This window comes from Usitatibacter palustris (assembly GCF_013003985.1).
GTDB classification, from domain to species: Bacteria; Pseudomonadota; Gammaproteobacteria; order Burkholderiales; family Usitatibacteraceae; genus Usitatibacter; species Usitatibacter palustris.
In genome coordinates, this window is record NZ_CP053073.1 from 622057 (window position 1) to 636145 (window position 14089).

The following is a 14089-nucleotide window of genomic DNA, read 5'->3' on the forward strand; positions in this document are numbered from 1 at the left end:
ACATGATCGAGCTTTTGGAAAGCGCCTCGCCCGAGGCGGTCATCAAGGTAGTGGGCGTGGGGGGCTGCGGCGGCAACGCGGTCGACCACATGATCAACAACGGCGTGCAGGGCGTGGAGTTCATCTCGATGAACACCGATGCCCAGGCGCTCAAGCGCAATCTCGCGAAGACCACGCTGCAACTGGGCAACGCGGTGACCAAGGGACTGGGCGCAGGTGCCAATCCCGAGGTGGGCCGGCTCGCGGCCGAGGAAGACCGCGATCGCATCACCGAGCTCATCAACGGCGCCGACATGCTCTTCGTGACGGCGGGCATGGGTGGCGGAACGGGAACGGGAGCAGCCCCCGTCATCGCGCAGATCGCGCGCGAGATGGGCATCCTCACGGTCGCGGTGGTCACCAAGCCCTTCGCCTTCGAAGGCAAGCGCCAGAAGATCGCGGCGGTGGGCATCGACCAGCTCAAGCAGCACGTCGATTCGCTCATCATCATCCCCAACGACCGGCTGATGCAGGTCCTGGGCGAGGACGTGAGCTACGAGGATGCGTTCCGTGCATCGAACGACGTGCTCAACGGCGCGGTCGCGGGCATCGCCGAGGTGATCAACTGCCCCGGCACGGTGAACGTGGACTTCGCCGACGTGCGCACGGTGATGAGCGAGAACGGTGTCGCGATGATGGGCTCGGCCACCGCGTCGGGACCGGAGCGCGCGCAGATGGCGGCCGAACAAGCCGTCCATTCGCCGCTGCTCGAGGACATCCATCTGTCGGGCGCGCGTGGCGTGCTGGTGAACATCACCGCGAGCAAGGCGATGAAGCTGCGCGAAGTGCACGAGGTGATGAACACGATCCGCTCGTTCACGGCCGAGGATGCGACGGTGATCTACGGCTCGGTGTTCGACGAGGCGATCGGCGACGCGCTGCGCGTCACCATCGTCGCGACGGGCCTGGGCGGTGCGGCGGCACAGCGCAACCCCGTGATGCAGGTCGTGCAGGCCACGGGAACGCATGACGCGGTCGCCGGCAACGTGAACTACGAGGAGCTCGACCAGCCGACGGCCATCCGACGCCGGCGCGACCTCACCGTGGATGCGTTGCGCCAATCAGGTGTGGAGACGCTGGATATTCCAGCTTTCCTGCGTAAGCAAGCGGACTGACGCGCCGGAGGCCATTGCCTCCTCGCATCGTCAGTCCTGATTTTCCGTTCGCCGTGTCTCCCGGCGGCCGGTGCTGTCCATCGTGGGCCCGCCTCGTGCGGGCCCTTTTCTTTTCGCTGCCGTAACAGACTGATATAATTACGGAAATGATCAAGCAACGCTCCCTCAAGTCCGCCATCCGCGCCACCGGCGTGGGCGTGCACACCGGCCAGAAGGTCGCGCTGGCGCTGCGCCCGGCCGCGCCGGACACGGGGATCGTGTTTTGCCGCTCCGACCTCCCGGGCAACCCCGCGATCCCGGCCCACGCATTGAATGTCCACGACACACGCATGGCCACCGTCATCGAGAAGGACGGCGCCCGCGTCTCCACGGTCGAGCACCTGATGAGCGCCTTCGCCGGCCTCGGGATCGACAACGCCTATGTCGACGTGTCGGCCGAGGAAGTGCCGATCATGGACGGCAGCGCGGCGACGTTCGTGTTCCTCATCCAGTCGGCCGGCATCGAAGAGCAACAGGCCGCGAAGAAATACATCCGCGTTCTGAAGCCCATCCTGATCGAGCAAGGCGACAAGCGCGTGCGGCTCGAGCCCTTCAACGGCTTCAAGCTCTCGTTCTCGATCGAGTTCAAGCACCCGGTGTTCGAGGCCTCGGGCTCCGAGGTGAACATCGACTTCGCCGACGTCTCTTTCGTCAAGGAGATCGCCCGCGCCCGCACCTTCGGCTTCACGCAGGACGTGGAGAAGATGCGCTCCATGGGCCTGGGCATGGGCGGCAACCTCGACAACGCGATCGTGATCGACGACTTCCGCGTGCTCAACAGCGAAGGCCTTCGCTTTGACGACGAGTTCGTGAAGCACAAGGCGCTCGACGCCGTCGGTGACCTTTATATGCTCGGTCACCCGCTCATCGGCGCCTTCCATGGCCACAAGTCGGGGCATGCGCTCAACAACCAGCTGGTTCGCGCCCTCCTGGCCGACCAGACGGCGTGGGAAGAGGTCACGTTCGAAGCGCTCGAGGCATTGCCCCGGGCGTTCGCCAACTTCGCTCCCGCCTGAAAGCGGATCCTTCGGGCGCTGCGGCCCTCAGGACGACAGTTCCGTGATCCTCGTCCGCGTCCTTCTCATATTCAGCGCGCTGTTCCTCGCGGGCATCGGGATCGCCTTCCTGGTCACCCGGGACCGGAAGTACCTGCGGCTGGGGGGTCGGTTCTTCCAGGCGGTGCTGGTGGCGCTGGTCTGCTACGGCCTCTTCTACGTCTTTTCCCGCGTCCTGCTCTTGTGAGGCCGCTTGGCGATCCGCTCCAGGGTCGCCTTCAGGGGGGAATCTTCCAGGCCCTCCGCCATCGTCGAAAGCTTCTCCAGGGGTAGCTGGCCGCGCGCTATAGGCGTCCTCCTACGCTCCTGTAGGTCAACTTGAACTTCGACCCGGATTGCGGTAAGCTCCTGATTCTCGTTCTGTATCAAGGAATTACGGCTGTCACGTAATCCGCGAAGCAGGCGGGGCGCAAGCTGCTTCAGGGCCGCCGCAACGGCCCCGGTAGTCGCGCTAACCACAACGGTCGATCCATCGATGGCGCTCACCCGGCTGGCCTTGGCCAGATCCTCGGGAGCGAGAGTCCGGTAAGTTTTCTGCAGGCGTTTGACACGTTCGAGCCGCTCCGCAAGCGGTTTCAGCTCGGCGCTGTCGTTCAGAAGCTTGGCAACGGAATTCGAAACCATCGGGGCGCGGTCCAAGGGGAGGTTGCAGTGAACATTATTCTCGTTTCGGACAGCCTGGCGAAGAGTCGTTCGGTCTCGCTGTCCCAAACCCAGGTGCTCCTGATCGGTTTCGGGGTCCTGGTCGCCGGGTTCGCCCTGGCGGTCGCCACCTACGTGGTCACCATGAAGTTTGCCGTGGACATGCGCAATCCGTACCTGCGCTCGCTCCTGGCCGCGCTGCATGAAGAGCAGCTCAAGAAGAACGAAGCCGAGATGAAGGACAACCTCACCGCCATGGCGGTGAAGGTGGGCGAGCTCCAGGCCCGGATCCTCCGCCTCGACGCCTTCGGCGAGCGCCTCGCCAAGGCCGCGAACATCAAGCGCGAGGAATTCCGCTTCGACGAGAAGCCCGGCCAGGGCGGTCCGTCGGTGAGCGGCGGCATGGGCCGCGAGCTCACGGTCGGCGAATTCCAGCAGATGCTCTCCGAAATTTCGCGCGTCCTCGACGACCGCAGCGACAAGCTGGGCGTCCTCGATTCCTTCCTGATGGACGATCGCCTCGCGCGGAAGACCATTCCCACGACGCTGCCGATCACCGCGGGCTACTACTCGTCGAACTACGGCCAGCGCATCGACCCGATCAACGGCCGCTCGACCTTCCACACGGGCGTGGACCTGATCGCGCCGGCCGGCACGGCGGTCCTCTCGGCGGCAGGCGGGGTGGTCTCGGCGGTGGAGTTCCAGGCCGAATACGGAAACATCGTCGACGTCGACCATGAAAATGGCCTGACGTCGCGCTACGCGCACCTGTCGAAGAGCATGGTCAAGGTGGGCGACGTGGTCATGAAGGGCCAGCAGATCGCGCTCGTCGGGTCGACCGGGCGGGTGACCGGACCGCACCTGCATTTCGAGGTGCGCGAGAAGGGCATCCCTCTGAATCCCAACAAGTTCCTGGCGCTGGGCAAGAACGACATCCTGATCGGCTCGGCCTACCGCAAGTAGCCCCCGGGCTTGCAAACGGGCGGCCCCGCCCCCACTCACTTATAATTGCGCATTCGCCGGCCCACCCTGGGCCGGTTTTCGCGTCTAAAGAAGCCCCGCACCCGTGCTCTCGACTTTCCTCAAGGCCGTCTTCGGCAGCCGTAACGAACGTCTCCTCAAGCAGTATCGTGCGACGGTCGTCCGCATCAACGCCCTCGAGGCCACCCTCGACAAGCTCTCCGACGAGGCGCTTGCCGCCAAGACGCCCGAGCTGAAGGCCAAGGTCGCCGCCGGCGCGAAGCTCGACGACATCCTTCCCGAAGCCTTCGCCGTGGTGCGCGAAGCCTCGAAGCGCGTGCTGGGCATGCGCCACTTCGACGAGCAGATGATCGGCGGCATCGCGCTGCACGAAGGCAAGATCGCGGAAATGCGCACGGGCGAAGGCAAGACGCTCGTCGCCACGCTGCCTTCGTACCTGAACGCGCTCGAGGGCAAGGGTGTGCACGTTGTCACGGTGAACGACTACCTCGCCAAGCGCGACGCGGAATGGATGGGTCGCATCCACCGCTTCATGGGGCTCACCGTCGGCGTCGTGGTCCCGGGCATGGAGCACGCGGACAAGCAGGCGGCCTACAAGTCCGACATCACGTACGGCACCAACAACGAATTCGGCTTCGACTACCTGCGCGACAACATGGCCACGCAGGTCGCCGAGCGCTTCCAGAACGGCCTGAATTTCGCGATCGTCGACGAAGTCGACTCGATCCTCATCGACGAGGCGCGCACGCCGCTCATCATCTCCGGCCAGGCTGAGGATTCGACCGAGCTCTACCGGAAGATCAACGTCCTGATCCCGAAGCTCGTGCCGCAGGCCGACGAGAAGGCCTCCGGCGACTACTACGTCGACCTCAAGCAGCACAGCGTGACCCTCTCGGAAGAAGGCCACGAGCACGCCGAGGAGCTCATGCGCGGCGCCGGGCTGCTCGCCGAGGGTGCCAGCCTGTATGACCCGTCCAACATCATGCTGATGCATCACCTGTATGCCGGTGTGCGCGCGCATTCGCTGTATCACCGCGACCAGCATTACGTGGTGCAGGACGACGAGGTCGTGATCGTCGACGAATTCACCGGCCGCATGATGGCCGGGCGCCGCTGGTCGGACGGCCTGCACCAGGCGGTGGAAGCGAAGGAAGGCGCGTCGATCAAGAACGAGAGCCAGACGCTCGCCTCGATCACGTTCCAGAACTACTTCCGCCTGTACAAGAAACTCGCCGGCATGACCGGCACGGCCGACACCGAGGCGTTCGAGTTCTCGCACATCTACAACCTCGAGACGGTGCTGATCCCGACGCACCGCAAGATGGTCCGCGCCGACCGCAACGACCAGGTGTTCATCACCGCGAACGAAAAGCACCAGGCGATCATCAACGACGTGAAGGATTGCCACGCGCGCGGGCAGCCCGTGCTGCTGGGCACCACGTCGATCGAGAATTCCGAGCTCCTCGCCGAGCTGCTCGACAAGCAGAAGCTGCCGCACCAGGTCCTCAACGCGAAGCAGCACGCGAAGGAAGCCCAGATCGTCACCCAGGCCGGACGCCCGGGCATGATCACCATCGCCACCAACATGGCGGGCCGCGGAACGGACATCGTGCTTGGCGGCAATCCCGATCCCGAGATCCAGTCGATCAAAGCGGACGAATCGCTCGATGCTTCCACGAAGGAAGCGCGCGTCGCCGCGATCCGCAGCGAGTGGGAAAAGCTCCACGCCGCTGTCGTGGCCGCGGGCGGCCTGCACATCATCGGCTCCGAGCGTCACGAATCCCGCCGTATCGACAACCAGCTGCGCGGCCGTTCCGGCCGCCAGGGCGATCCGGGTTCCTCGCGCTTCTACCTGTCGTTCGAGGATCCGCTGCTCAAGATCTTCGCCGGCGAGCGCCTGAAGTCCATCATGGGCGCGCTCAAGATTCCCGAGGGCGAGGCGATCGAGGCGAAGATGGTCTCGCGCTCGATCGAGAACGCGCAGCGCAAGGTCGAGGCGCGCAACTTCGATATCCGCAAGCAGCTGCTCGAATACGACGACGTCGCGAGCGACCAGCGGAAGGTCATCTACCAGCAGAGGAACGAGCTCCTCGAATCCGAGGACATCTCGGAGACGATCAGCTCGATTCGCCGCGACGTTCTGCAGTCCGCTGTGCTCGAACAGATGCCGGCCGATACGGTCGAGGAGCAGTGGGACATCCCCGCGCTCGAGCGTCGCCTCGAGAGCGAGTTCTACCAGAAGGTGCCGGTCGCCCAGTGGCTGTCCGAGGATCCGCAGCTCGACGCCGAGAAGGTCACGGCGCGGCTCGTGGAGCAGACCAACGCGGACTACGGCAAGAAGTTCGACGGCATCGAGCCGAGCGTGATCCACCATTACGAACGCGCGGTCATGCTCCAGTCGATCGATTCGCACTGGCGCGAGCACCTCGCCGCACTCGACTACCTACGCCAGGGCATCCACCTGCGCGGCTATGCGCAGAAGCAGCCGAAGCAGGAATACAAGCGCGAAGCCTTCGAGCTCTTCGGCACGATGCTCGATTCGATCAAGCGCGAAGTGACCCGCCACCTGATGAGCGTGCAGGTGCGCTCGCAGGAGCAGGTCGAGCAGGCCGAGCGCGAGGCCGAGGAAGCCGCGGCGCGCGCCGTGAAGAACGTGCAATACCACCACCCGGATGCATCGTCGGGCACGGGCGAGCCCGAGGACGAGCCTCCGCAAGGTGGCGCCGCGGGTGCGACGGAGGAGCCGGTCCAGCCGTTCGTCCGCTCGACGCAGAAGGTGGGGCGCAACGATCCGTGCCCGTGCGGTTCGGGCAAGAAGTACAAGCAGTGCCACGGGAAGATCGACTGACGATCCCGGCGCCCTAGGCGCAACCCGGCCATCCATTACAATTCGGGGATGGCCGTGAACCTCGAACCGCCCCGCGCGGAAGACCTCCTGAGCATCACGGGCGTACGCCTGGGGATCGCCAAGGCCGGTATCCGCAAACCCAACCGCAAGGACTTGCTGCTCATCACCTTCGATGAGGGCACGCGCGTGGCCGGCGTCTTCACGCAGAACCGCTTCTGCGCCGCCCCCGTCCTCCTGTGCCGCGAGCACCTCGCCACCAAGTCGGCCATCCGCGCGCTCGTCGTGAATACCGGTGTTGCGAACGCCGGCACGGGCGAGCCGGGCATGGCGAGCGCCCGCGCGAGCTGCGCCGGCGTGGCCGCGGCCCTCGGGCTCCAGGCCGACCAGGTCCTGCCGTTTTCGACCGGCGTGATCATGGAGCCGCTGCCCGTCGAGCGGCTTGTTGCCGGCATTCCCGCGGCCGTGGCCGACTTGTCCCCGAAGAACTGGGCGTCGGCGGCCGAGGCGATCATGACGACGGACACGGTGGCCAAGGCCGTTTCGCGCCAGGTCGTCATCGACGGACACACGATCACCGTGACCGGCATCTCGAAGGGCGCGGGGATGATCCAGCCCAACATGGCGACGATGCTGGGGTTCATCGCGACCGACGCGGCCGTCGGCGGGGACACGCTCCAGGATCTCGCGCGCTTCGTGGCGGACCGCTCGTTCAACGTGGTGACGGTCGACGGCGATACCTCCACCAACGATTCGCTCGTTCTTGCCGCCACGGGCCGCGCGGGCAATCCCAAGATCATCGGCGAGGGGACGCGCGAGTTCGCGCTGCTCGCCGAGACGGTGACCGAAGTCGCGCAGCAACTCGCCCAGGCGATCGTTCGCGACGGCGAGGGTGCGACCAAGTTCATCGCCATCACGGTCGAGCACGGCAAGACGCGCGCGGAGTGCATTCGCGTCGGCAAGGCTATCGCCCACTCGCCGCTCGTGAAAACGGCTTTCTTCGCCTCCGATCCGAACCTCGGCCGGATCCTGGCCGCGGTCGGCAACGCCGGCGTGGCGGACCTCGATCCTTCGAAGGTGAGCCTGCACCTGGGCGACGTGCAGGTCGTCGAGAATGGCGGGCGCGCCGCGAGCTACACCGAGGAACAGGGCAAGGCCGCGATGAAGCCCGCGGAGATCTCGGTGCGCGTGGGCCTCGACCGAGGCGTCGAAACGGCCACCGTCTGGACCTGCGATTTTTCGTACGACTACGTGAAGATCAATGCCGACTACCGCAGCTAGCACTACGCCGCACCTCGAGCGCTACTACTCGAAGCGTGCCGCTGAGTACGAGAAAATCTACGCCAAGCCCGAGCGCCAGGCCGAGCTCGCGTGGCTCAAGCAGCGCCTGCCGGTGATCTTCCGCGACCGCACGGTCCTGGAGATCGCCTGCGGCACCGGCTACTGGACGCCGACGATCGCAAGCCTCGCCCGCAAGGTCCACGCCTGCGACATCAATGATTCGGTGCTCGAGATCGCGCGCGAAAAGCCGATCCCCGCGGGCAGGGCGAATTTCTTCAAGGCCAACGCCGTGACGCTCGAGGGCGTGCCCTCCGGCTGCGACGCGGCCTACGCCGGATTCTGGTGGTCGCACGTGAAGAAAGCGGATCTCGCGAAATTCGTCGCGAACCTCGCGGCGAAGCTCGAGCCGGGCGCGGTCGTGGCGATCCTCGACAACCAATACGCGGAAGGCAGCTCCACGCCCGTTTCGCGCCGCGACGCCGAGGGCAACACGTACCAGATGCGGCGCCTGTCCACCGGCGAGGCGTTCGAAGTCCTGAAGAACTTCCCGACGGCGCAGGAGCTCGCCGAGACCGTGCGGCCGTTCGCGCGCGAAGCCCATCTCGAGACGCTCAAGTACTACTGGCTGATGCTGTTCACGCTCAAATGAGCGCGGACTGGGATCGCCTTGCGGGCCGCCTCGAGGCGCTCGTCGATCGACTCGAAGGCATCCTGCCGCCCGCGGCGGGCGCTCCCGAGTGGAAGTCCGCGACCGCATTCCGCTGGCGCAAACGCAATGGCCGCGGCTTCCTCGCGCCGGTGCAGCATCCGCACGCCATCGCGTTCGCGGACCTGAAGGACATCGACGAGCAGAAGCGCCGCCTGCGCGAGAACACCGAGCAGTTCGTCGCCGGCCGGCCCGCGAACAACGTGCTGCTCACGGGCGCGCGCGGCACAGGCAAGAGCTCGCTCGTGAAGGCGGCACTCAACGAATTCGCGAAGAAGGGACTGCGCCTCATCGAGGTCGACAAGTCCGACCTCGTGGATCTCGCCGACATCGTCGACCTCATCGTCGATCGCAAGGAGCGCTTCGTGGTGTTCTGCGACGACCTGTCGTTCGAGGCGAGCGATCCGGGCTACAAGTCCCTGAAGGTGGCGCTCGACGGCTCGATCGCGGGAACGGCGGACAACCTGCTCATCTACGCGACCTCCAATCGCCGGCACCTGATGCCCGAGTACATGCAGGAAAACCTCGAAGCCAGGCACGTCGAGGGCGAGATCCATCCGGGCGAAACCACCGAAGAGAAAATCTCGCTCTCCGAGCGCTTCGGCCTGTGGCTGTCGTTCTACCCGTTCGACCAGGACCAGTACCTCGACATCGCGGCGCATTGGGTCGAGACGCTCGGCGGACGGATGAGCGACGATGCGCGCAAGGCCGCGCTCCTCTGGACGCTCGAGCGCGGTTCGCGCAGCGGCCGCGTGGCGTGGCAGTTCGCCCGCGATTACGTCGGCCGCAAGAAAAGGTGAGCGGCTACACGGAAGTCGCCGCGGCCGTCATCGAGAATCCCGACGGCACCTTCCTGCTCGCGCAACGCCCCGAAGGCAAGGCCTATCCGGGCTACTGGGAATTCCCCGGCGGCAAGATCGAAGCGGGCGAAGACGCGCGCGCCGCGCTGGTTCGCGAGCTCGAGGAAGAGCTCGGCATCCGCGCGACTGCGCTCACGCCCTGGATTACGCGCATCCACAAGTACACGCATGCGCATGTGCGCCTGCACTTCCTGCGCGTGACCGCGTGGGAGGGCGAGCCACGCCCGCTCGAGGACCAGGCGATCGCCTGGCAGCGCATCGGCGCCACCAATGTTTCGCCCATGTTGCCGGCCAACGCGCCGATCCTAGCCGCGCTCGCCCTGCCCGCGGTGATGATCGTGTCGGATGCGGAGGGCCTGGGCATCGACGCGTGGATCGCGAAGCTCACGGAACGCGCGCTCGTCGAGCCGGTGCTGGTGCAGGTTCGCGAGAAGGGCATGGGGTGGCAGCCCCTGCAGCACATGATTTCGCGCGCGCTCGCTCGCGCGGGTTCAGTCGGCGCGCGCATCGTCGTGAACAGCGACTGCGGCGCCTTTCCGCAAGCTTCGGGGGTTCACCTCACGTCGAAGGCGCTGATGGCCGCGACGGCGCGTCCTGAGGGTGACCTGGTGGGCGCCTCGGCGCACGACGAACGCGAGCTCGACCAGGCGGCGAAGATCGGCGTGGACTACGCCGTCGTGGGGCCGGTGAAGGCGACGCCGTCACACGCAGGGGTTGCCCCCATTAGCTGGGAGCGCTTCGCAGCGCTCGCACGCGAACGACCGATGCCCATCTACGCGATCGGTGGCCTCACGCGGGCCGACCTCGTCGAGGCGCGCAGGCACGGCGCCCACGGCGTCGCCCTGCGCGGCGCGGCCTTCGCTCAGTAGGTCTTGTAGGGCAGGAACTTCCCGTTGAGCGTCACGAGCACGCGATCGCCCTTCGGATCGGGTTCGCGCACGATGTCCATCTTGAAGTCGATGGCGCTCATGATCCCGTCGCCGAACTCCTCGTGGATCAGTTCCTTGATCGTGGTGCCGTAGACGTTGACGATTTCGTACCAGCGGTAGATCAGCGGGTCCGTGGGAACCGCGGTCGGCAGCGAACCCTTGTACGGGACGACCTGCAGGAGCTTCACGGCCATCGGCGGCAGGCCGAAGATCTTGCCGACCTTCTCGGCCTGTTCCTTCGTGAGCGTCATCTGGCCGAGGCACGCGGCGGTCACCCATTCCTTCGACTGGCCAACCTTCTTCGCGACATCGGCCCACTTGATGCCCTTCTCGACCTTCACCGAATAGATGAGGTCGGTCACGTCCTCGCGCGTCATCGGCTTCATGCCCGAGACTGCGGCGACTGCGGCGGTTTCCTTCATCGAGCTCTTCATGGCTTCTCTCCTGTGGCGGATGGATCACTTCACCTGCTTGAGCTGTGGCTCGCGCGACGGCTCGGCGGCCGCACCCTCGCTCAGCCCCGGCGTGACGAGCCGTGGCGGGTCTTCGTTGGCCGCGTCGTCGCCACGCCCCTCCTGCAGCAGCTTGGAGCGATGCACGAGGAAATCGACCAGATGGTTGCGGATGCGGTAGTAGTGCGGATGATGGTGAATGTCATGGCGCGAGCGCTCGCGCGGGAGCGTGTTCACCACCACCTCGGCGATGCGGGCTTCGGGACCGTTGGTCATCAGCATGATCTTGTCGGCGAGCAGGATCGCTTCATCGACGTCGTGCGTGATCATGAACACCGTCTGGTGCGTCTCGGCGCAGATCTTCACGAGCTCGTCCTGGATCGCGCCGCGGGTGAGGGCGTCGAGGGCGCCGAAGGGCTCGTCGAGCAGCAGCATCTTGGGCTGGATCGCGAACGCGCGCGCGATCCCCACGCGCTGCTTCATGCCGCCCGAGAGCTGCGAGGGCTTCTTCGCTTCGTTGCCGGTGAGGTGCACGAGGTCGATGTACTTCTGGCAATGCGCGTCGATCTTCGCGCGATCCCAGTCGGGCCAGCGCGAACGCACGCCGAAGGCGATGTTCCCGCGGACCGAGAGCCAGGGCATGAGCGCGTGGCCCTGGAAAACGACGCCGCGATCGAGGCTCGGACCCGCGACCTCGCGCCCGTCCATCGTCACCTCGCCGAGCGTGGCGCTGTCGAGGCCGGCCAGGATGTTGAGGATCGTCGTCTTCCCGCAGCCCGAGTGGCCGATGACGCAGACGAACTCGCCGCGCTCGATGGTGAACGACACGTTGCCGAACACCGGCTTCGCCGCGCCGGCGAAGCGCCGGGCGAGGCCGCGCACTTTGAGGAACGTGTGTGTACTCATTTCAATGGCCGGCTCATTCGACGTACGTGACGGCCTTCTGCAGCGCGCCGAAGAGGAGGTCGAGGATCATGCCCACCACGCCGATCACGAGGATCGCGAAGATCACGTTGGCGAGCGAGAGGTTGTTCCACTCGTTCCAGACGAAGTAGCCGACGCCGAGGTTGCCCACGAGCATCTCCGCGGCGACGATCACGAGCCAGGCGATGCCCATCGAGATGCGGGCGCCCGTGAGGATCACCGGGGCCGCAGCCGGAAGGATCACTTCGAAGCAGGTGCGGAAGGTGCCCGCCTCGAGGGTGCGCGCGACATTGAGCCACTCGCGCCGCACGCTTGCCACGCCATGCGCCGTGTTGATGAGCATCGGCCACACCGAGCAGATGAAGATCACGAAGATCGACGAGGTCGCCGAATCCTTGATCGTGTAGAGCGCGAGCGGCATCCAGGCGAGCGGCGAGATCGGTTTCAACACCTGGATGAAGGGATTGAGCGCTCGGTGAACCAATGGCGAGAGCCCGATCGCGAAGCCCAGCGGCACGGCGACGAGCGCGGCGAGGAAGAAGCCCAATGCCACGCGTCCCAGCGAGTAGCCGAGCTGGATGCCGATGCCCTTGTCGTTCGAGCCCGCGTCGTAGAACGGGTTCGACACGTGCTTCCAGATCGTCGTGCCCATCGTGGCGAGCGAGGGCATGCCGTCGCTCTTGGGCTTGTCCAATCCCATGAGCTTCGCGTACTCCGGATCCATGGCCGCCGTGGGGCCTGCCTTCGGCAGGCTCGCGAGGTGCCAGGCGAAGAGGATCGCCGCGAGCAGCAGCAGCGACAGGACCCAGGATTTCGCGCGCTCGCGCATCACGCCTTCTTTATGGCAAAGCTCGCGACGTACGCATCCGGCTTGCTCGCGTCGAACACCTTGCCCATGACGATGATCTTCTTGGGCATGTCGGCGGGAGCGGCGATGCCTTCTTCCTTCATGCGCTTCTTCGCGTCGGTCATGAGGTAGACCTGTTCCACGATGCTCTTGTAGTTCACGTCGCCCTTGATGTAGCCCCAGCGCTTCATCTGCGTGAGGATCCAGACGCCCAGCGCGTTCCACGGCACCGGATCGAACTCGATGCGGTTGGGCACGTTCTTCACGCCGCCCAGGCCATCGGCGTACTTGCCGGTGAGCACTTGTTCGAGGACCGGTACGGGCTGGTTGAGGTAGTTCGCCGGTGCGATCGCGTTGGCGATCGTCGCGCGATTCTCCGGCCCCGCAGCCATCGCGGCGGCGTTGAGGACCGCGCGATACATCGCCGCGAACGTGTTGGGGTTCTCCTTCACCCATTCGGTGCGCACGCCGAACGAGCAGCACGGGTGGCCGTCCCAGATCTCCTTCGTGAGGATGTGGATGAAGCCGATGTTGTCGTACACCGCGCGCTGGTTGAACGGATCGGGTCCCAGGTAGCCATCGAGGTTGTCGGCGCGCAGGTTCGCAACCATCTCGGGGGGCGGCACCACGCGGATCTGGATGTCCTTGTCCGGATCGAGGCCGGCTTCCGCGACGTAGTAGCGCAGCAGGAAGTTGTGCATCGAATACTCGAAGGGCACGGCGAACTTGAAACCCTTCCACTGCTTCGGGTCGCGCTTGTCCTTGTGCTTGAGGGCGAGCGTGATCGCCTGGCCGTTGGAATTCTGGATCGTGGCGACGTTCATCGGCACCGCGTTCGAGCCCGCGCCCATCGACATGGCAAGCGGCATGGGGGCCAGGAGGTGCGAGGCGTCGTATTCCTTGTTCTGCACCTTGTCGCGGATGAGTGCCCAGCCGGCGGTCTTCACGAGCGATACGTTGAGCCCCTGCTTCTCGTAGAAGCCCAGCGGCAGGGACATGATGAGCGGCGTGGCGCAGGTGATCGGGATGAAGCCGATCTTCACGTCCTTCTTCTCGAGCTTGCCCTTCTCCTGGGCCATCGCCTGCAGCGCGCCCAGTGGGAAGAGGCTCGCGATCGCGCCCATCGCCGCGTTGGCGCCCACGGCGCGCAGGAACTTGCGGCGTTCCCCGTCGCGCGGGAAGAGCGCCTTCAGGACGGCGGTTTCGAGGGCCTGGTTCGAAAGGACCTCCGCGTCCGCTTCATGGGCGGCCTTCGAAGCGTGGCGTCCGCAGGCGCAGGACAGGCGGGACTCGGAATCGTACGGATTGTCGAACAGGCTCATGGTGGCTCCCTCCCCGGAGTGGTTCGAGAACCATGAGCAGCAAGCGTGCCAG

The 14089-nt window shown here is 65.6% G+C and carries 14 protein-coding genes; 9 read left to right on the top strand and 5 right to left on the bottom strand.

What is annotated here, in order from left to right:
- Positions 1-2 precede the first annotated feature (2 nt).
- The 3 genes from ftsZ (at position 3) to DSM104440_RS03380 (ending at position 2435) form a co-directional block, all read left to right on the top strand.
- A complete protein-coding gene (gene ftsZ, locus DSM104440_RS03370; protein WP_171160598.1) occupies positions 3-1154 on the top strand; it encodes a cell division protein FtsZ in 1152 nt (383 codons plus the stop codon).
- A gap of 146 nt (positions 1155-1300) precedes the next feature.
- Entirely contained in the window at positions 1301-2209 is a 909-nt protein-coding gene (gene lpxC, locus DSM104440_RS03375; protein ID WP_171160599.1) for a UDP-3-O-acyl-N-acetylglucosamine deacetylase, read from the top strand.
- A 43-nt stretch (positions 2210-2252) separates the two neighbouring features.
- A complete protein-coding gene (locus DSM104440_RS03380; protein ID WP_171160600.1) occupies positions 2253-2435 on the top strand; it encodes a hypothetical protein in 183 nt (60 codons plus the stop codon).
- Here DSM104440_RS03380 and DSM104440_RS03385 read toward each other — a convergent pair.
- On the bottom strand, positions 2405-2872 hold the full coding sequence (locus DSM104440_RS03385; RefSeq protein ID WP_171160601.1) for a DciA family protein: 468 nt from the start codon (positions 2870-2872) through the stop codon (positions 2405-2407). The two genes, DSM104440_RS03380 and DSM104440_RS03385, sit on opposite strands and share 31 nt — an antisense overlap.
- 27 nt (positions 2873-2899) lie before the next feature.
- Between DSM104440_RS03385 and DSM104440_RS03390 the strand changes: the two genes are divergently transcribed.
- The 6 genes from DSM104440_RS03390 (at position 2900) to DSM104440_RS03415 (ending at position 10432) form a co-directional block, all read left to right on the top strand.
- Positions 2900-3853, top strand: coding sequence for a M23 family metallopeptidase (locus DSM104440_RS03390; protein ID WP_171160602.1), 954 nt, complete (start codon positions 2900-2902; stop codon positions 3851-3853).
- Between the two features lie 103 nt (positions 3854-3956).
- The gene (gene secA / locus DSM104440_RS03395) at positions 3957-6719 is read left to right on the top strand and encodes a preprotein translocase subunit SecA (RefSeq protein ID WP_171160603.1); all 2763 of its coding nucleotides are present in this window, start codon (positions 3957-3959) and stop codon (positions 6717-6719) included.
- Between the two features lie 48 nt (positions 6720-6767).
- On the top strand, positions 6768-7997 hold the full coding sequence (argJ, locus tag DSM104440_RS03400; RefSeq protein WP_171160604.1) for a bifunctional glutamate N-acetyltransferase/amino-acid acetyltransferase ArgJ: 1230 nt from the start codon (positions 6768-6770) through the stop codon (positions 7995-7997).
- Positions 7978-8646, top strand: coding sequence for a class I SAM-dependent DNA methyltransferase (locus DSM104440_RS03405; RefSeq protein ID WP_171160605.1), 669 nt, complete (start codon positions 7978-7980; stop codon positions 8644-8646). Before argJ ends, DSM104440_RS03405 begins: the two co-directional genes overlap by 20 nt.
- Positions 8643-9503: an ATP-binding protein gene (locus tag DSM104440_RS03410; protein WP_171160606.1), complete on the top strand. Its 861-nt coding sequence runs from the start codon at positions 8643-8645 to the stop codon at positions 9501-9503. The genes DSM104440_RS03405 and DSM104440_RS03410 overlap by 4 nt, the downstream gene beginning before the upstream one ends.
- Positions 9500-10432 carry a Nudix family hydrolase gene (locus tag DSM104440_RS03415; RefSeq protein WP_171160607.1) on the top strand — a complete coding sequence of 311 codons (933 nt, stop codon included), beginning with the start codon at positions 9500-9502 and terminating at the stop codon, positions 10430-10432. The genes DSM104440_RS03410 and DSM104440_RS03415 overlap by 4 nt, the downstream gene beginning before the upstream one ends.
- On the opposite strand, the gene cynS is transcribed toward DSM104440_RS03415, so the two are convergent.
- The 4 genes from cynS to DSM104440_RS03435 form a co-directional block, all read right to left on the bottom strand.
- Positions 10426-10869, bottom strand: a complete 444-nt coding sequence (gene cynS / locus DSM104440_RS03420) for a cyanase (protein ID WP_171165656.1) — start codon at positions 10867-10869, stop codon at positions 10426-10428. The two genes, DSM104440_RS03415 and cynS, sit on opposite strands and share 7 nt — an antisense overlap.
- A gap of 81 nt (positions 10870-10950) precedes the next feature.
- Complete coding sequence (locus DSM104440_RS03425; RefSeq protein ID WP_171160608.1) at positions 10951-11850, bottom strand: ABC transporter ATP-binding protein; 900 nt, start codon at positions 11848-11850, stop codon at positions 10951-10953.
- A gap of 13 nt (positions 11851-11863) precedes the next feature.
- On the bottom strand, positions 11864-12697 hold the full coding sequence (gene ntrB / locus DSM104440_RS03430; RefSeq protein ID WP_171160609.1) for a nitrate ABC transporter permease: 834 nt from the start codon (positions 12695-12697) through the stop codon (positions 11864-11866).
- Entirely contained in the window at positions 12697-14037 is a 1341-nt protein-coding gene (locus tag DSM104440_RS03435; protein WP_171160610.1) for a CmpA/NrtA family ABC transporter substrate-binding protein, read from the bottom strand. Before DSM104440_RS03435 ends, ntrB begins: the two co-directional genes overlap by 1 nt.
- Positions 14038-14089 lie beyond the last annotated feature (52 nt).

Excerpts from the sequence above, each read along its gene's own strand:
- ftsZ (WP_171160598.1), top strand. The coding sequence starts at position 3 with ATGATCGAGCTTTTGGAAAGCGCCTCGCCCGAGGCGGTCATCAAGGTA.
- lpxC (WP_171160599.1), top strand. The coding sequence starts at position 1,301 with ATGATCAAGCAACGCTCCCTCAAGTCCGCCATCCGCGCCACCGGCGTG.
- DSM104440_RS03385 (WP_171160601.1), bottom strand. The coding sequence starts at position 2,872 with ATGGTTTCGAATTCCGTTGCCAAGCTTCTGAACGACAGCGCCGAGCTG.
- argJ (WP_171160604.1), top strand. The coding sequence starts at position 6,768 with ATGGCCGTGAACCTCGAACCGCCCCGCGCGGAAGACCTCCTGAGCATC.
- DSM104440_RS03405 (WP_171160605.1), top strand. The coding sequence starts at position 7,978 with ATGCCGACTACCGCAGCTAGCACTACGCCGCACCTCGAGCGCTACTAC.
- DSM104440_RS03410 (WP_171160606.1), top strand. The coding sequence starts at position 8,643 with ATGAGCGCGGACTGGGATCGCCTTGCGGGCCGCCTCGAGGCGCTCGTC.
- cynS (WP_171165656.1), bottom strand. The coding sequence starts at position 10,869 with ATGACGCGCGAGGACGTGACCGACCTCATCTATTCGGTGAAGGTCGAG.
- DSM104440_RS03425 (WP_171160608.1), bottom strand. The coding sequence starts at position 11,850 with ATGAGTACACACACGTTCCTCAAAGTGCGCGGCCTCGCCCGGCGCTTC.
- ntrB (WP_171160609.1), bottom strand. The coding sequence starts at position 12,697 with ATGCGCGAGCGCGCGAAATCCTGGGTCCTGTCGCTGCTGCTGCTCGCG.
- DSM104440_RS03435 (WP_171160610.1), bottom strand. The coding sequence starts at position 14,037 with ATGAGCCTGTTCGACAATCCGTACGATTCCGAGTCCCGCCTGTCCTGC.